The following is an 18,433-nucleotide window of genomic DNA, read 5'->3' on the forward strand; positions in this document are numbered from 1 at the left end:
GGATTTCTAAAGACATTAAGCTCCATTGGAGATTGAAACAGCTGAAATTATATGTTTTGGAGCTTTAACTTATTATATTTCTAAAGACATTAAGCTCCATTGGAGATTGAAACTTATTATTAGCATGGGAATACCTATCACGGGTATAAATTTCTAAAGACATTAAGCTCCATTGGAGATTGAAACTGCATACATTATATTATATAATTTACACATAGTAAACATTTCTAAAGACATTAAGCTCCATTGGAGATTGAAACTTTGGAATTATAACAGACAGGTTAAAAGAAGTTGCTGATTTCTAAAGACATTAAGCTCCATTGGAGATTGAAACTTGAGCTACAATTAATTCGTTGGAAATTTGTTTAGATTTCTAAAGACATTAAGCTCCATTGGAGATTGAAACCCTGCGCCTAACAACTTGCGTATTGTAATCTATGTATTTCTAAAGACATTAAGCTCCATTGGAGATTGAAACAGAAGCAAAGAACGTATATATACCTAAGAACGCAGTATGATTTCTAAAGACATTAAGCTCCATTGGAGATTGAAACCCAAACTCTGCACCGCCTTTTAACCCTGCTATGCCATTTCTAAAGACATTAAGCTCCATTGGAGATTGAAACTTTGGATTGCGTACTAACTCCATTCAACTTTTGTTTATTTCTAAAGACATTAAGCTCCATTGGAGATTGAAACTCAAGCCTTTTTGTAATGGTGTTTCGGTTTTGTCCATTTCTAAAGACATTAAGCTCCATTGGAGATTGAAACTTGCTCGCCTAGCATCGCGGTGATCATATCTAATAATGATTTCTAAAGACATTAAGCTCCATTGGAGATTGAAACTTCATAAATATGGCCCCATTCTCCCTCAACTTTCGTATTTCTAAAGACATTAAGCTCCATTGGAGATTGAAACAGCAGAAGATATAGGAGCAGAGTTAGTATACTGTGAATATTTCTAAAGACATTAAGCTCCATTGGAGATTGAAACTTTAGTAATTGCATCTTCCCACTCAAATTCAAATGTATTTCTAAAGACATTAAGCTCCATTGGAGATTGAAACGCGGTATTCCCAAGCACAACAGTACCATCAGCTAAAATTTCTAAAGACATTAAGCTCCATTGGAGATTGAAACATTAAAAGTTGGCTTGAAATAAATATGCAAGAAAAAGATTTCTAAAGACATTAAGCTCCATTGGAGATTGAAACAGTACACTTAATTCATATTTCATCATTTCACCGCCCATTTCTAAAGACATTAAGCTCCATTGGAGATTGAAACTAAAATCAATGGCAAATAAAGCCATTGGAGCATTGGGATTTCTAAAGACATTAAGCTCCATTGGAGATTGAAACGGTGGTATTGGTTCACCAGAGTATTTAATAACTCAAATTTCTAAAGACATTAAGCTCCATTGGAGATTGAAACATGCGAAATGATGCTAAACCACTAAAAATAACTCAAATTTCTAAAGACATTAAGCTCCATTGGAGATTGAAACATATCTGCAAGTGCTATATCTATGTAGCGTTGCAGTATTTCTAAAGACATTAAGCTCCATTGGAGATTGAAACCTTACTGCTTTGTAAGCTTCTTGGTATTTTTCTTTTATTTCTAAAGACATTAAGCTCCATTGGAGATTGAAACTTTCACCTTCTTCAACTTCAACTTCTTCTGCTACAATTTCTAAAGACATTAAGCTCCATTGGAGATTGAAACTGGGCGCAGTTAATGTTAATTATTATAGTTAGAATTGATTTCTAAAGACATTAAGCTCCATTGGAGATTGAAACTTAGATAGGTTCTCTAATATAATACTACTGGCAATTTATTTCTAAAGACATTAAGCTCCATTGGAGATTGAAACCAGTTCCTTTAATACAATGGCATCTACTTTTTCTTTGATTTCTAAAGACATTAAGCTCCATTGGAGATTGAAACCCTTTCAACGGTTATGTTATTAGTATTAATATAATCCATTTCTAAAGACATTAAGCTCCATTGGAGATTGAAACACAATATAAATCACCCCCTTTATATTTCTCTTATCAATTTCTAAAGACATTAAGCTCCATTGGAGATTGAAACGGGGCGTCTGTTGGTGTAATAGGTGCAAGTGGTGGTGATTTCTAAAGACATTAAGCTCCATTGGAGATTGAAACACTGGTGCCAGACAGAGCATTTCTGTTAGTTGCGAATTTCTAAAGACATTAAGCTCCATTGGAGATTGAAACTGGCAACAGCATCAAGTATGGGATGGAACATATAATTTATTTCTAAAGACATTAAGCTCCATTGGAGATTGAAACCAAGTGATTTTAAAGTTAAAATGAAAAATTGTTCAATTTCTAAAGACATTAAGCTCCATTGGAGATTGAAACTTAGGCGATAAAGAAATACTAGATGATGTTTTAAAATATTTCTAAAGACATTAAGCTCCATTGGAGATTGAAACCAGAAACTAGAAGATGGAGAATCACTGGGTGGTGCATTATTTCTAAAGACATTAAGCTCCATTGGAGATTGAAACAGGTAACATTATAGGCTCACCATTTTTATCTATCTTATTTCTAAAGACATTAAGCTCCATTGGAGATTGAAACTAGAACATAATGTTTGTGAAGAAATAGCGGACAGTGATTTCTAAAGACATTAAGCTCCATTGGAGATTGAAACAATAATATTGGATAAATTACATTTACTAAATCTTTATTTCTAAAGACATTAAGCTCCATTGGAGATTGAAACAGGTGCAGTTCTTGCTACAGTGTGAAAAATACTTCATTTCTAAAGACATTAAGCTCCATTGGAGATTGAAACTTTATTCAGCAAAAATGTTCTTTTATCCTTAATTTCATTTCTAAAGACATTAAGCTCCATTGGAGATTGAAACTAGTCCAATCTCGTTCCCCAATTAATGTATCTTCCATTTCTAAAGACATTAAGCTCCATTGGAGATTGAAACTTATTCTTTACCTATTCAATATAGAGCAAACGCAACCATTTCTAAAGACATTAAGCTCCATTGGAGATTGAAACACGTTTAAAGGAATTAACATGAACGCTATGTATATTATTTCTAAAGACATTAAGCTCCATTGGAGATTGAAACTTAACGCATCTTGACTATCTACATAAAATCTATTAACGTATTTCTAAAGACATTAAGCTCCATTGGAGATTGAAACATTAGTAAAGTTAACAACATGCTTACAATTAGGTGCATTTCTAAAGACATTAAGCTCCATTGGAGATTGAAACAACATTGTTCAATCTCCATCACAAATATGGGATGAAAATTTCTAAAGACATTAAGCTCCATTGGAGATTGAAACTTATATATTTTATCTTGTCATCAAATAATTTTTTAATTTCTAAAGACATTAAGCTCCATTGGAGATTGAAACTAAAGAACAACGAGAAATATTATTATATTGTTTGTGATTTCTAAAGACATTAAGCTCCATTGGAGATTGAAACTAGAAATTAATGTTCAAAAAAATGATTGGAGTATGATTTCTAAAGACATTAAGCTCCATTGGAGATTGAAACTTAAAACTTTCATCCTATCATTTAAATGTTTTAAAAATTTCTAAAGACATTAAGCTCCATTGGAGATTGAAACAATTTTAAAGTTACTAGACTTCAGAAAGATACTATAGATTTCTAAAGACATTAAGCTCCATTGGAGATTGAAACAAGTTCAGTGGCGATATTAAGGTTAATTGTTAAAGATTTCTAAAGACATTAAGCTCCATTGGAGATTGAAACAAGATAAAAGGGAGGGTTGGCATGGAATCAGCGATACATTTCTAAAGACATTAAGCTCCATTGGAGATTGAAACAAAGCTAGAGCGGTTAAACATAAAAAAATAATAAAATTTCTAAAGACATTAAGCTCCATTGGAGATTGAAACAGCTGAAATTATATGTTTTGGAGCTTTAACTTATTATATTTCTAAAGACATTAAGCTCCATTGGAGATTGAAACTTATTATTAGCATGGGAATACCTATCACGGGTATAAATTTCTAAAGACATTAAGCTCCATTGGAGATTGAAACTGCATACATTATATTATATAATTTACACATAGTAAATATTTCTAAAGACATTAAGCTCCATTGGAGATTGAAACTCGGCTGATAATATTTCATCCTTACATTCCACAGAAATTTCTAAAGACATTAATCTCCATTGGAGATTGAAACTCTACAGTAGCTACTTCAATCATTTTATCTATGGTATATTTCTAAAGACATTAAGCTCCATTGGAGATTGAAACAGCGTTAGCGGCAGCAAAGACAAATGCCGGTATATTAATTTCTAAAGACATTAAGCTCCATTGGAGATTGAAACCTCCTGTGAGTTTAGTCATACCATTAGCATTACCTAATTTCTAAAGACATTAAGCTCCATTGGAGATTGAAACCTCCTGTGAGTTTAGTCATACCATTAGCATTACCTAATTTCTAAAGACATTAAGCTCCATTGGAGATTGAAACCTGATATAGGTTCTACAGCTGAAAAATTTGTTAAAATTTCTAAAGACATTAAGCTCCATTGGAGATTGAAACTTTATGGTTTTGCATAAACTGGGTACTTAGATTTAATTTCTAAAGACATTAAGCTCCATTGGAGATTGAAACATAAAAATAATAAATGGTGCGATTGAGGCAGAGGTACATTTCTAAAGACATTAAGCTCCATTGGAGATTGAAACCCTCGAATAGTTTATGCAAACGAATTTGTACCTGTTCATTTCTAAAGACATTAAGCTCCATTGGAGATTGAAACCCATATTTTGGTGACATACTATATTTATGTGTCTTTGATTCCTAAAGACATTAAGCTCCATTGGAGATTGAAACTTGGAATACTTTCGCCATCAAGCTCACCAGCTTTTAATTCCTAAAGACACTAAGCTCCTTGTATTTAAATTGTTGTAATTGAGTTGCTTGGGCTTGGAATTGTTGTGTTGAACCTTAACATTAGATGTATTTAAATACTGCAGGACTTGTTCCAGGTATATCTTTTAATGAAATTATGACGATTTTAACAGCACCAGATTCACTCTTTACGTAACCTTGGTTGGAAATATATGTTAAGACGCTAAAAAAATATGGTTACCTGTGGTCAATCTTTCCGATAGTTTAAATTTCCAATAGTTTATGATAGAATAGGTAGTTATGGATTGTAATGCCATAGTAGAATAATGGATTTTTAACAAGACTGTTTCGTTTTAAGAATGTAACTGTTAAGCTTGGGATTCAATTTTTTTATATTATACGAGGAGTGATACAAATGAAAAATGAAAAATCAAAGACATTAAAGGGGAAGTTAGTTTTTATAACTTTAGCTATTTTTTTTTGCGGTATTATTACTAAGTACATTTGTTGTAAGTCTTCTCATAAAAAATGAGATGAAAACTGTTTTACTAAGTAAATCATTGGAAACTGCAAAGGAGATTTCTTATCAGGTGAAAAACATATTAGACACAAAAGACAGTAATATTCAAGATTTACAAAGCTTTGTTGTTAACAAGTCAAAGCAAAGCAATATTACTTACGTAGCTATATTAGATACCAATGCCAAAGCTATAGCTCACAGTGATAGTATGAAAATAGGAAAAGTTTATGATGATGATTATACTATAGATGGAGCAAAGAATGGAAATATAAAAACCTCCAGATTTTATGCCGATGTTCAAAAAAATTGGACATATGACATTATGGTACCGGTATACAAAAATGAAAAATTAATGGGAACACTTGATATTGGTATACCAGAAGCAGGTATAACAGAGGTTGCAAATAAAACATTGCTTATTCAATCTATAATATCTATTGTTTCACTTATAATAATTAGTATCTTGCTTATGTTTATTTTTGGCAGAGCACTTGCACCACTTAACAAGATGGTAACGGGAATTGATAAAATCGGTAAATTTGATTTTACTGATAGCCAGGAAATCAATGAACTTACAAAAAGGCAAGATGAAATAGGCAAAATAGCAAATTCATTATCTGATATGCGAAATGGAGTTTCTCATTTGATAAAGGGGATTATGGATAATTCCCAGACTCTCACAACATCCTCAGAGGAACTTTCAACAACCATGGAGGAATTAACATCAACAATTGTAACAGTAGACAATGCTGTTAAGAATATTGTAAATGGAATGCAAGACTCAAGTGCAGCAACTGAGGAAATAAGTGCATCCATAGAAGAAGTAGATTCAAGCATTAACGAGCTTTCTCAAAAGGCTATGGATGGAAGTAATAATGCAAATGTAGCAAAAGAAAGGGCTACAGAGGTTAAAAAAAGCAGTGAAAAAGCCATAGAAGATACTCAGAAATTGTATGCCGAAAAGCAAGATAAGATGCTAATAGCTATTGAGGATGGTAAGGTAGTAGATAGTATCAAGGTTATGGCAGATACCATAGCAACTATTGCGGAACAGACTAACTTACTTGCATTAAATGCCGCTATAGAAGCAGCGAGAGCTGGCGAACAGGGAAGAGGCTTTGCAGTGGTTGCTGATGAGGTTAGAAAACTTGCAGAAAAATCATCCCAGGCAGTAACAAGTATTCAAGATACAATTATAAGAGTTCAGGGTGCATTTAAAAGTAGTACTAGTACTGGCAGTGATATATTAGAATTTATTAACAAGGATATACAGGTACAATTTGATGCATATGGTGAAACAGGAAATCAGTATTATAATGACTCTGATTTTGCAAGCAGAATGGCTGAGGAAATTGCGGCTATGTCAGAAGAAATTACAGCTACAGTAGGTCAAGTAAGTGAAGCAGTGCAGAATATGGCACAATCCTCACAAGAATCCAATGAACATGCTGAAACAATAAAAGAGAGTATGGATGATACTACGAAAGCTACAAAACAGGTAGCGATGATTGCACAAAGTCAAGCGGGACTTGCTCAGAAGCTTAATGAAATGGTGCAAAAGTTTAAAATATGATTAAGAAACACGGGGAGGTAACAATGAAACTTTTAGAATTAAAACCACAAATATATAAATTCAGTAATTGCTTAGAGTTTGCTAATGAATTTAAACTGGGAAAGAAGGACTTAATATTCACTAACAAATTTTTATATGAAAAATTCCTTAAAAAATTAAATATAAATTGTAACTATATATTTAAAGGGGACTACAATATCCAAGAACCGTCAGATGATATAATAGATAAAATAATAGGAGAAATAAAGTATAAGAAAATAGATAGAGTTATTGCAATAGGTGGGGGTTCTATAATAGATATTGCTAAAATATTAATACTAAAGGACGTAACAACAACTAAAGAGCTTTTTGAAAGAAAGATACCTGTAATAAAGGAAAAGAAGCTTATAATAGTTCCTACAACCTGTGGAACAGGGAGTGAAGTTACAAATATATCAATTACAGAAATAAAATCAAAAGGTACAAAAATGGGTCTTGCTTGCGACGAGCTATATGCTGATTACGCAGTTTTAATACCTGAACTTGCAGAGGAACTTCCTTATGAATTCTTTGTATATAGCTCAATAGATGCGCTTATACATGCTATAGAGTCATTAGTATCCCCAAAAGCAAATACTTACACCGAAATGTTTAGCTTTGAGGCTATTAAGATAATAATAAATGGTTATAAGGCTATAATAGAAAAAGGTGTGGATTATAGAAAAGAGATAATAGAAGACTTTCTTATAGGGAGTAACTATGCTGGCATAGCCTTTGGAAATGCAGGAGTTGGTGCTGTACATGCACTATCCTATCCCTTAGGAGGAAAGTATCATGTGCCTCATGGTGAAGCAAATTATGCATTCTTTATAGAAGTGTTTAAATTTTACAATAAAAGTAATCCAAATGGTAAAATCAAGAGAGTTAATCAATTTATAGCTGATATTCTTAATGTGCCAGAGAAAAAAGCTTATGAAGCATTGGAAGAGCTATTAAATAACCTAATAGTAAGGAAGAGCCTAAATGAGTATGGCATGAAGGAAGAAGAAATAGAAATATTTAGTCAAAGTGTTATAGAAACTCAAGGAAGATTACTTCAAAATAATTATGTTGAAATGACCCTAGAGGATATTAAGAAAATATATAAAGATTTATATAAATATTAGATATCTAATTTAGATTCTTTACTTTTTTTACATTTAATGATATTATATCGTAAAGAATAGCTTTGCAGATTTAAAATATGTTAATATATTTTAGCAATTATGGAAATTAAGATTATTATAGCAATTAAGAGAGCTGGTGGTTGGTGAAAATCAGTGTGCAATATAATCCCTCCGATTCCATAGCAACAAGCTAAAGCGTGAAAGGTTTGTGTCCTTTATCTCACAATAAAGTGGTCATATTTACATATGACAAATTGAGTGGCACCGCGAGAGTTTAGCTCCCGTCTCTATAGGTTTATAGAGATGGGAGTTTTTTGTTTTAAAAAAATATTAACTACAATGTCTAAGCTATTGAAAATATATTAAGGAGGTATTATATTATGTTAGATTTGAATTTAATTAGAGAAAACACCCAAATGGTTAAAGAGGCACTTTCTAAGCGCATGGATAATATTGATTTTGATGAGCTACTTCAATGGGATGCAGAAAGAAGAAAATTAATATTTGACATTGATATCTTAAAAAATAAAAAAAATAAAGTGTCTAAAGAAATACCGGAACTTAAAAGAAAGGGTGAAAATATTGAAATTTATTATTTGGAAATGAAAGAGGTTTCAAGTAATATAAAGATGCTCGAGGATAGATTGACGCCACTTGGAGAAAAAATAAATACCTTCTTAGAGGCCTTACCTAATTTACCAGATAATGATGTAGTAGCTGGAGGAAAGGAAAATAATAAGGTGATAAGAGAGTGGGGTAAAAAACCTGATTTTAAATTTATTCCGAGAGATCATGTAGAGCTTGTAACAATGCATAATTTAATAGATTATGAAAGAGGCGTAAAGCTTGCAGGAAATGGTTTTTGGATTTATAAGGGTGATGGTGCTATGCTTGAATGGGCACTTCTTAATTATTTTATAGAAGAACATATAAAGGATGGGTATGAATTTATTTTACCTCCACATATTTTATCATACCAGTGTGGATTAACAGCAGGTCAGTTTCCTAAATTTCAGGATGAAGTTTTTAAAGTTACTGATAATAAAAACAATGAAAATAGTCAATTTTTACTTCCAACCTCTGAAACTGCATTAATTAATTTGCATAGAGATGAAATTCTAAAGGAAGAGGAACTTCCGAAAAAATATTTTTCATATACCCCTTGTTATCGGGTGGAAGCAGGAAGTTACAGGGCATCAGAAAGAGGAATGATTAGAGGACATCAATTTAACAAGGTAGAAATGTTTCAATATACAAGGCCAGAAGATTCGGATGCTGCTTTCGAAGAACTTTTGGGTAAGGCAGAGAGGCTTGTTCAAGGATTAGGACTTCATTATCGCGTGAGTAAATTAGCTGCAAAAGATTGCAGTGCATCTATGGCAAGGACTTATGATATTGAAATATGGATCCCCAGCATGAATGAGTATAAAGAAGTAAGTTCAGCATCAAATGCTCGGGATTATCAAGCAAGACGGGGAATGATTCGGTTTAAAAGAAATGGAAGCAAAAATACAGAGTATGTTCATACTCTAAATGCATCTGGTCTAGCTACAAGTAGATTACTTCCTGCGATAGTAGAACAAATGCAGCAAGAGGATGGAAGCATTATTATCCCCGAAGTATTAAGAAAGTGGATGGGGAAAGAAAAATTATAGAAAAAGGGGAATGTAGCTAGATTTATTCACACAAATCTAGCCACATGCCCCAGAAATTATTTCAAATTTCGGTTACTCATTTTATGTTATTTAGTTGGCTCTAAAACTACTAGCTGATTTCCAATTTTTTGATTCTTCCAATTAAAAACCATACATGAATCTAATTTAGGGTCATACATATTAACAGCTTCATCTTTGAGAAAGTTTTTTAAGTTAAAGGCTGCATATATAAAAGCTGCCTTTTTCTTGTTCACAGTTGGGTATTTTCTCATATTAATTAATCCACAAGCCATGCCTGCTAGATGGAAGGATGGATCATATAAGCTATTACGACTATCGCAAACTATTAACTTAACGTTTTCTCGAAGCTTGCTTACAAGTTGTCTTAAAAGAGTCATCCCTTTTCCTTGAGGAAGCTCTACGTCTGTTATTTCAGCACTTAAGCTCTCACATACCTTAGTCCATAATTCTCTATCTGACTCTTTATCAATTTCTAAACAATCGCCAATGGTTATGGACTCAAGATATCTTAAATCGTGGAAAACATTGCAATCTTCTAGAAGATCACAAAAATCAATTATAATAGGCTTATTTTCAGTAATTATAATATTATCTCCTTGGAAATCTCCGTGTGCATAGGAGGTAAGACAAATTACTTTTAAATTATTCCAAACATTTTCATTATTAAAATAATAATATGGATTAGGTAGTAATATGTCCGTTCCATCTAAAGATATCCATTTTATATTTTTGTCTATCCCCATTGATTCAAAAGATTTTATATATTTACTGTCCATATATCTATATGAAAGTTCATTTTTAACTATATCCATTGGAGACATGTTCTGTTTAACATGCTCTTTGTTCCAAGTAAATAAAAACTTAGTTATTGTTGATATTATAGTATCTTTAAGCTCATCTTCATTTAGAACCTTATCCAAAAATGTCATACTATTGTATATATCATCCCCAGCTAAATCATATAAGTTGACATAAAATGTAGCTTTGCTTTTGTCTTGAATTTTATAACTAGATATGAGTTTAGCTATATACTTTTGCATATTGTTTTCTACAGCTAGTGCGTAAGCTTTTTGAAATACTTTTCCTTCATTATTTTTAGTTACCTTTAAAATACCTACTCTATTAGCACTGCCGTATTCAACCATATATACTCCCGCAGCAGACCTTCCGCTTTTAAACTTTTTTAATACTTGAAAAGGAGCAATTTTATCTTTTGTATCTTCACCTATCTTATTTATTTGATTTAGTACATCTACGATATCCACAGTTAACCCTCCCTAGTACCTTTTATAAAATTGTGCTATTTTAAAAATAAGCTCAACTGCATATAGTATAATATAATCACTAAGAATACACAAACTATTATGTGTGATTTTTACTTTATACAAAAAATATGTATTTTATAATAAATAGGCAGTTTATATTATTGACAAAGATTGGATTTATATGTATCATATAAATGCGAATGCAAATCATTTGCAACGAATTATTTTATAAGTTATTAAAAGAATTCAGAGTAATTAATCGATATGTAAAAAGTGAAATGTAGATTTTAAACTTCATAATAACTTGCCTAGAAATAAGGAAAAATTTTTTTGAATTTTAGATAGTAGTTAATTAAAATTAAAGTTGCAAATTATTATGAGTAATACTATAATATAAAAGATGCTTAGATGCAAATGATTTGCATTTAACGAAAGGGTGAATAAAAAAATGAAAAATATAAGGGTTAAACTAACATCACTAATGATTGTATCTGTAATACTTTTTAGTGGATGTACCACGCAAAAAAACAATGAGGTATCAGCTGGTGCTGGTGCAAATAATAAAAAAACATTGACGGTTGCAACCTCCTTTTATCCTATGTACATATTTTCACTAAATGTTGCTAAGGATATTCCAAATGTAAAAGTTATAAATATGACAAAACCAACTACAGGATGTCTTCATGATTATTCAATTACTACTGATGATATGAAAACACTAGATGATTCCCAGGTGTTTGTAACTAATGGTGCAGATATGGAATCATTTATGGATAAGGTAACAAAGCAAATGCCTAAGCTTAAAGTTATTGATTCAAGCAAAGGAATAAAATTGATTAAAGGTGAGGGGGACGAGGGATACAACCCACATTTATGGGTAAGTATTTCTAATGGTATAACTCAAGTGAAAAATATAGGACAGCAGTTAGCTACAATAGATCCTACTAATGCACAAAAGTACAAAGAAAATACTGATGCATATGTAGTGAAACTTGAGGCTCAAAGAGATAAAATGCACAAGTCATTAGATAATATTAAAAACCGTGACATAGTTACTTTCCACGAGGCATTTCCCTATTTTGCCAAGGAATTTAATCTTAACATAGTAGGGGTTATTGAACGTGAACCTGGTTCTGCTCCAAGTGCAAAAGAGTTGCAAGAGACTGTTGAACAGGTGAAAAAACTAAAAGTAAAAGCATTGTTTGCAGAACCACAATATCCTCTTAAGGCTGTTGAAACTATTGCAAAAGAATCAGGCTCCAAGGTTTATACCCTGGATCCAGGTGTTACAGGACCTATGGATGCAGACGCGTATATTAATATAATGAACAGTAATTTAAAAATATTGGAAGAGGCATTAAAATGATAAATAATAATAAATTAATAAGTGGTAATAAAATGACAAATAGTAACAAGATAATAAATAGTAATAAAAATATAAATTGTAAGAAATGTAGCTGTGGGTTATGTTGCACAAAAATAAAAGATTTTGGTGTAACTATTGGAAAAACAGAAATATTAAAAGATGTCAATCTCCATATTCATTGCGGAGATTTGACTGCTATAATAGGAGCAAATGGTGCAGGAAAGAGTACGCTCATAAAAGCCTTATTGGGAGGAATACCACATTCAGGGCATATTACTTTTGCTGGCGGAAATAAAAAGGTTATAAATAACCCTAAAATGGGCTATGTACCTCAAAAACTTGATTTTGATAATAGCTCACCTGTAAGTGTTATGGATATTTTTGCGGCTACATTAAGTAGTAGACCGATTTGGTTTTCTATTTCAAAAGATATAAGGCGAAAAGCTCTTAAGAGTTTATCTTTGGTCGATGGAGAATATCTTATAGATAAGCGTTTAGGAGTACTATCTGGTGGAGAATTGCAAAGAGTGCTTTTAGCCTTAGCACTAGAGCCTATACCAGATATATTATTATTAGATGAGCCAGTATCAGGAATTGATCAGAATGGGCTAAAATTATTCTATAAAACTGTATCAAATTTAAGAAAAGAATATGATTTATCTATTATTTTAGTTTCTCATGATCTACATTTAGTATCAAAATATGCGGATCGCATTGCATTTATCAATAATAAAACCATTGAATGCTGTGGTACGGCAGAGGAAGTATTTAGCAATGAAAAAGTAATTGATGTGTTTGGTGTAGATTGGAATAAGGTTTTGGTAGATAGAAACGATGGGGAGGATGACTAATGTCTTTATGGTATAGTATGGTAGATTTTTTACTTCCCTTTGATTGGGCTCATTATACATTTATGAAAAATGCATTATTGGGGGTTTTATTGGTTACTCCTATGTTTGGTTTACTTGGTACCATGGTTGTAAATAATAAAATGGCTTTTTTTTCAGATGCACTGGGACATTCAGCTCTCACGGGAATAGCAATTGGGGTAATTTTAGGTATTAAAAATCCAATATGGTCTATGCTAGCATTTTCACTTATGCTCGCTGTAGTAATAACTAAAGTTAAGAATGTAAATACTTCTTCAACGGATACTATAATAGGTGTTTTTTCATCTACAGCAGTTGCCCTTGGAGTCGTAATGTTATCATTTGGAGGCGGCTTTACAAAATATTCGGTTTATCTTATAGGTGATTTATTAAGCATTAGTCAAATTGATTTGTTAATACTTCCAATTATATTTGTAATTGTGGTTATTATCTGGGTAATTGCCTTTAATAAGCTTTTATTAGTAAGTGTAAATCCTTTATTGGCAAGAAGCAGAGGTATTAACATTAATTTTTATGAGTATTTATTTACAACTACTGTTGCAATTATTGTAACAATGTCCATCCAATGGGTAGGAGTTCTAATTATAAGTTCCATGCTGGTGCTACCTGCCGCTGCTGCAAGAAATATTTCTAGCAATATGAGGCAGTACCATATATATTCTATAGCAATTGCCCTTATTTCAGGAGTAGCAGGACTTATTTTATCTTATTTTTTAGGTTCTGCTTCGGGTGCTACTATGGTGCTGATTTCATCAATGTTTTTTGGAATTACATTTTTTATGAAAATGAAAATTTACTCATAAAAAAAGGAGCTGTGGCTCCTTTTTTTTATGAACTTAAATAGATAGGGTTATTAAATTAGTAATGAGATAAATTGTATTAATTTATTTGTTAAAAAGGATAGACGTATTCGTTTTTTGGCTTTTCCGCATTGGCTATACTTTGTGCTACAATTATAGCAATTCTTTCACCCTTATAATCTATTATTTCTACTTTGCCTTTAACAAGTATCCATGTATCTTGTTTTAAATCCTTAGCTTTATCATAATGACACAAAAGGCCCACTGGCTGTAGGTCTGCAGCGCAACAGGACATCATAAATCTAGCTGGAACAAACTCATTTCTTTTAAATGCCTTATCTTTAAATACGAAACCTGTTAGTTCAATTTTCTTACCTTCGTATTTATTCATATTATAAGAAATCTCTTGTACCCATTTCACAAAATTATTATCATTAATAAAGATGGTGTTATCCTCCATTTTTAAAGCTTTATCTATTTTACTAGAATTTATTTTTGCAGTATCTGTAGTTTTAGTAGTATCTATTATATTATTGTCTGAAATGTTATTCTGATTTGTAACAACAATTTTTTCAACGTTTTTAGGAGTTGTGCGTGACATTGACTTTGAAGAAACTGATGCTGTTGGTATTAGGAAGGTCATAAACAGAGGAATAATAAAAAATAAATAAGGCTTTATATTTACTTTTCTCTTTGGTTTAAATAATTCGCCTGCAATGAATAGTGAAAGTAAAATCATTGCTACAATTCCAAATTTCATATAGGGGATAATCCTAGGGCTAACGTAAAGTAGCACTTTATCTGTTTTTATTATGTAATAAAAGAAAAATGCGAATCCAATTAATATAATTAGTTTTAATAATACTTCTATGTTTATTTTTTTTAGTCTCATTAATTGCATAAGTTATACCTCCATTAGAATAGCATAGAGAAAAAAATTAATACCACGAAGGAAATCACAGTTATTAGAATTACAAGTTTAATAACAACCCTTTTTTCAAAGTTTCCCAAAAGCATAAGCAAGTTCTTTATATCTAACATAGGACCAAGTACTAAAAACCCCATTACGGATCCCAGAGGAAATTGATTTATAAAAGGTCTTGCTATAAAAGCATCGGATGTTGAGCATACTGAAAGTATAAATGCAAATAACATCATGATTAAAATTGAAATTATAATTCCGCCACCTAAGGTTGGAAATAGATCTTTTGGGATTATAGTCTGCATTATGCTAGAAAGAAATGAACCAATAATTAAGAATTTTCCTACTCCAAAAAATTCAGACCCTGCATGTTTGAATATAGCATCTATCCTTTGCCTAAATCCATCTATATTGTTATAATCATCACTACAGAATCCACAATTACAAAATGATTTATTGTTATTGTCTAATAGCATAGGATTTTTTTCGGGAGAAAGAAGAAATACTAAACCAACAAAAAACGCTACTATAATGCCTAAGCATGTCCTGTATACCGCTATAAGTGGTTGGTTTGGAAATGCATACAAAGTAGAAGCGATAACAATTGGATTTACTATAGGCGCAGCCAGCATAAATGTTATAGCTGCAGGTAGAGGTACGCCTTTTTTTACAAGTCGTGCGCCTACAGGTACAATGGCACAATCACATACCGGAAAGAAAAATCCTGCCGATATAGCCACAATAAATTGTAGTGCAGTATTCTTTGGGAAAATCTTTGTTATTTTTTCTGTTGATACAAATACCTGTATTATAGAAGAAAAAAATACACCAAATAATATAAAGGGAAAGGCTTGGATTAAAATACTTAGAAATATTGTATTGAATCTTTGTAGCCAAGGTAGAATTGTATTAGTAATGTCAAAGCCTATTGGTTTTATAATAGAATACAAAAAATAGGCTACAGTTAGAAAAAAGATTGTCATGAGAAGTAAAAGTTCATTATTAAAAAAATTTGGTTTAGTCTCAATTAAAATTTCTTCACTTATTTTAGCTGACTTGTTTATCCCTTTTAAAGTTCCTTTTATATTCTTTATTTTTTCATTATTTAAAGCAGTTGTATTCTTTAGAATGATAAAATCACTATTTGAAATTTGGTTTATAAGTATTTCCCCCAGATTATTCATAAAAAGATCAAAGGTTGTGGCATCAATAAGATGTACAATTTTAGGCGTAGTGCATTTTCTACTTATACTAAAATAGTCAAAGATTTCTAATAAGTCATGGATTTTTTCTATTCCGTTGGCTTCTATAATGATTTTATTTGGTTTATATTTTTCAATGATTTTATTCATATACTCTAGATTTATAGGGTCTTGTTTGCTTACATTTTCAATAAATAAATTTTCGTTATCTATACGCACATAATCTATGGTTGTCTGTCCTTTTTCGCATTGTATTATAACTATTTTATTTTTTATCAAATCTTCAGTTATAAGCTTATCATTTATGAATTTAGTCTTACCAGAACCCAAGAAACCAGTAATTATATCTACTTTTATTTTCATTATCTAAAACCCCATCTATTCTGTTACATTAAATAAATTACAAAGTTTATTCTTATTTAAGTTTTCACCAATTATACATAATCTCCCTGTGTAGTTAGGGTCTATATTTTTCACTTCAAATTCGCCAGGCACATAATCAAATTGTAACCATTTGTTTTTATCACTTTGTACAATGCCTTTTCCTCTTAAAATAAATCCATAAGTTTTATCATTGGATAAATTGCTGAGAATTTTATTTAATTCATCTTCCTTGTATATATTTGAAGTTTCTACGCCCCAAACTTGAAAAACTTCATTCGCAGCATGGTTATGGGGGTGAGAATTTACATTTTCAGTCTCTTTAGTGTAGGTGTGACCTTTTATAGAAAAGTTTTTTGCACTCATTATTTGCTTTTCTAAGGATGCTGAATCATTTTGCTCTGCAACATCTATTATAATATCTGAAGTTAGGCACTCTAATGCTGTAGTTATTATATTACACTTATTATTTAACTTACGTATAGAATCAACTACAGACTCTAGATTTTCTCTATCAGATTTTTCAGTTCTACTTAAGATGATTGTTTTTGCATTCTCTATTTGATTTTCGAAAAACTCACCAAAGTTATCTATGTATAGTTCATATTTTAATATGTCTACAAGAGTTATAATCATATTAATTTTTATTAGATTTTTTAATTTAGTTGTTTCACAGGCTTTGATTATATCTGAAAGTTTTGCTACTCCAGATGGTTCTATGATTATTCTATCTGGATTATACTTTGTTACAATCTCTTGGATAGCTTTTTCAAACTCACCAACAAGCGTACAACATATACACCCAGAATTAATTTCTTTTACTTCAACATTTGATTTTTCAAGTATGCTTCCATCAATACCAATTTCACCAAATTCATTTTCAATTATAACTATATTTTCACTATGTAGTTTTTCCTTAAGTAGTTTTTTTATTAAAGTAGTTTTACCAGACCCTAAAAACCCTGAAATTATGTCGATTTTTGTTTTCATTTTCTATGCCTCCAAAAATAATTTTTTTATTGAATTGTGTAGATGCAAACCATTTGCATTTACATTTGATTCTATTATATTATTTTGTATTAAAAATTACAACCTATTTTTGATATATAATAAAAATTTGAACTAGTGAATTGAAAATAAAAAGCGACCTAATAATTAGGTCACCTGATTCTTAAAATCCCATCACTTTTTTTAATGTTAGTTTATAAGACTTCTTAAGTGTAAATGCTACTAGGAAACTAACAATTATAATTGCTAGGAAGTCCCAACATAAAACATTAGTAGGTCCAACAATCTGGGAACATAAGGCTATAAAACCCATACCCACAAGTAATATAGTAGATGCATATGACGCATATGACTCTTGATCATTGATTAGCTTAAGTTCACAGGAAGCCAAAGTTGGATAAAGCAAATTTGTACATAAAAGATAAAGCACAATAAAGAATAGGTACAACCGAGGCAATTCCTGATGACTAAAAATTGATACAAAAATAGTACCAATGAAACCTAAAATATAAATTACATAGGTATGAAGATAAGCAATCTTTATAATATCTTTAGTTCTTATAGGAAGAGTTAAGCAGAAAATATATCTTTTTTTCGATATTTCATTCATACCCAAGGGTAAAATGAGAAAGCCTACTATTATTACAAAAAATGTTTCATAAAAGTTGCTTTGCACAGTGGCAAAGGCTTTTACTACTGAAGGGCTAATCAAAAGTAATGCATATAAAAAGGTTTTATAAAAAAATCCAATTTTAAGCATTTTAACATAGTTGAATAGTAGTTTCTTCAT

General features: G+C 31.2%; 11 protein-coding genes and 1 CRISPR repeat array. Of the genes, 6 read left to right on the top strand and 5 right to left on the bottom strand.

Features of this window, described 5'->3' with window-relative positions:
- Positions 1 to 2 precede the first annotated feature (2 nt).
- A CRISPR array of direct repeats spans positions 3 to 4,877; the repeat unit is 37 nt; unit sequence ATTTCTAAAGACATTAAGCTCCATTGGAGATTGAAAC.
- Between the two features lie 551 nt (positions 4,878 to 5,428).
- The 3 genes from Ctaglu_RS01880 (at position 5,429) to serS (ending at position 9,788) form a co-directional block, all read left to right on the top strand.
- Positions 5,429 to 6,988, top strand: coding sequence for a methyl-accepting chemotaxis protein (locus Ctaglu_RS01880; protein WP_124997502.1), 1,560 nt, complete (start codon positions 5,429 to 5,431; stop codon positions 6,986 to 6,988).
- Positions 6,989 to 7,011: 23 nt separating this feature from the next.
- A complete protein-coding gene (locus Ctaglu_RS01885) occupies positions 7,012 to 8,133 on the top strand; it encodes a 4-hydroxybutyrate dehydrogenase (protein WP_124997504.1) in 1,122 nt (373 codons plus the stop codon).
- Positions 8,134 to 8,513: 380 nt separating this feature from the next.
- Positions 8,514 to 9,788 carry a serine--tRNA ligase gene (gene serS, locus Ctaglu_RS01890; RefSeq protein WP_124997506.1) on the top strand — a complete coding sequence of 425 codons (1,275 nt, stop codon included), beginning with the start codon at positions 8,514 to 8,516 and terminating at the stop codon, positions 9,786 to 9,788.
- An 86-nt stretch (positions 9,789 to 9,874) separates the two neighbouring features.
- Here the strand turns inward: serS and Ctaglu_RS01895 are convergent, their stop codons facing one another.
- Positions 9,875 to 11,074 carry a hypothetical protein gene (locus Ctaglu_RS01895; protein ID WP_124997508.1) on the bottom strand — a complete coding sequence of 400 codons (1,200 nt, stop codon included), beginning with the start codon at positions 11,072 to 11,074 and terminating at the stop codon, positions 9,875 to 9,877.
- A gap of 448 nt (positions 11,075 to 11,522) precedes the next feature.
- Between Ctaglu_RS01895 and Ctaglu_RS01900 the strand changes: the two genes are divergently transcribed.
- Genes Ctaglu_RS01900 through Ctaglu_RS01910 form a run of 3 tightly spaced genes read left to right on the top strand, consistent with a single transcriptional unit; the run spans position 11,523 to position 14,133 of the window.
- Complete coding sequence (locus Ctaglu_RS01900) at positions 11,523 to 12,440, top strand: metal ABC transporter substrate-binding protein (RefSeq protein WP_124997510.1); 918 nt, start codon at positions 11,523 to 11,525, stop codon at positions 12,438 to 12,440.
- A gap of 32 nt (positions 12,441 to 12,472) precedes the next feature.
- On the top strand, positions 12,473 to 13,291 hold the full coding sequence (locus tag Ctaglu_RS01905; protein WP_124997814.1) for a metal ABC transporter ATP-binding protein: 819 nt from the start codon (positions 12,473 to 12,475) through the stop codon (positions 13,289 to 13,291).
- Positions 13,291 to 14,133 (top strand): metal ABC transporter permease, encoded by an 843-nt coding sequence (locus tag Ctaglu_RS01910; RefSeq protein WP_124997512.1) that lies wholly within the window; start codon positions 13,291 to 13,293, stop codon positions 14,131 to 14,133. The genes Ctaglu_RS01905 and Ctaglu_RS01910 overlap by 1 nt, the downstream gene beginning before the upstream one ends.
- 88 nt (positions 14,134 to 14,221) lie before the next feature.
- Here the strand turns inward: Ctaglu_RS01910 and Ctaglu_RS01915 are convergent, their stop codons facing one another.
- The 4 genes from Ctaglu_RS01915 to Ctaglu_RS01930 all read right to left on the bottom strand — a co-directional run bounded on the left by Ctaglu_RS01915 (position 14,222) and on the right by Ctaglu_RS01930 (position 18,433).
- Positions 14,222 to 15,031: a TIGR03943 family putative permease subunit gene (locus Ctaglu_RS01915; RefSeq protein WP_124997514.1), complete on the bottom strand. Its 810-nt coding sequence runs from the start codon at positions 15,029 to 15,031 to the stop codon at positions 14,222 to 14,224.
- Between the two features lie 14 nt (positions 15,032 to 15,045).
- The gene (locus tag Ctaglu_RS01920; RefSeq protein WP_124997516.1) at positions 15,046 to 16,617 is read right to left on the bottom strand and encodes a permease; all 1,572 of its coding nucleotides are present in this window, start codon (positions 16,615 to 16,617) and stop codon (positions 15,046 to 15,048) included.
- A gap of 15 nt (positions 16,618 to 16,632) precedes the next feature.
- Entirely contained in the window at positions 16,633 to 17,625 is a 993-nt protein-coding gene (locus Ctaglu_RS01925; RefSeq protein WP_124997518.1) for a CobW family GTP-binding protein, read from the bottom strand.
- 181 nt (positions 17,626 to 17,806) lie between these two features.
- On the bottom strand, positions 17,807 to 18,433 hold the full coding sequence (locus Ctaglu_RS01930; RefSeq protein WP_124997520.1) for a hypothetical protein: 627 nt from the start codon (positions 18,431 to 18,433) through the stop codon (positions 17,807 to 17,809).

The sequence above is a fragment of the Clostridium tagluense genome (assembly GCF_003865095.1).
GTDB classification, from domain to species: domain Bacteria; phylum Bacillota; class Clostridia; order Clostridiales; family Clostridiaceae; genus Clostridium_AD; species Clostridium_AD tagluense.

Bases quoted from the DNA above. Each gene is read 5' to 3' on its own strand.
- Ctaglu_RS01880 (WP_124997502.1), top strand. From the start codon at position 5,429: ATGAAAACTGTTTTACTAAGTAAATCATTGGAAACTGCAAAGGAGATT.
- Ctaglu_RS01885 (WP_124997504.1), top strand. From the start codon at position 7,012: ATGAAACTTTTAGAATTAAAACCACAAATATATAAATTCAGTAATTGC.
- serS (WP_124997506.1), top strand. From the start codon at position 8,514: ATGTTAGATTTGAATTTAATTAGAGAAAACACCCAAATGGTTAAAGAG.
- Ctaglu_RS01900 (WP_124997510.1), top strand. From the start codon at position 11,523: ATGAAAAATATAAGGGTTAAACTAACATCACTAATGATTGTATCTGTA.
- Ctaglu_RS01905 (WP_124997814.1), top strand. From the start codon at position 12,473: ATGACAAATAGTAACAAGATAATAAATAGTAATAAAAATATAAATTGT.
- Ctaglu_RS01910 (WP_124997512.1), top strand. From the start codon at position 13,291: ATGTCTTTATGGTATAGTATGGTAGATTTTTTACTTCCCTTTGATTGG.
- Ctaglu_RS01915 (WP_124997514.1), bottom strand. From the start codon at position 15,031: ATGCAATTAATGAGACTAAAAAAAATAAACATAGAAGTATTATTAAAA.
- Ctaglu_RS01920 (WP_124997516.1), bottom strand. From the start codon at position 16,617: ATGAAAATAAAAGTAGATATAATTACTGGTTTCTTGGGTTCTGGTAAG.
- Ctaglu_RS01925 (WP_124997518.1), bottom strand. From the start codon at position 17,625: ATGAAAACAAAAATCGACATAATTTCAGGGTTTTTAGGGTCTGGTAAA.
- Ctaglu_RS01930 (WP_124997520.1), bottom strand. From the start codon at position 18,433: ATGAAGAAACTACTATTCAACTATGTTAAAATGCTTAAAATTGGATTT.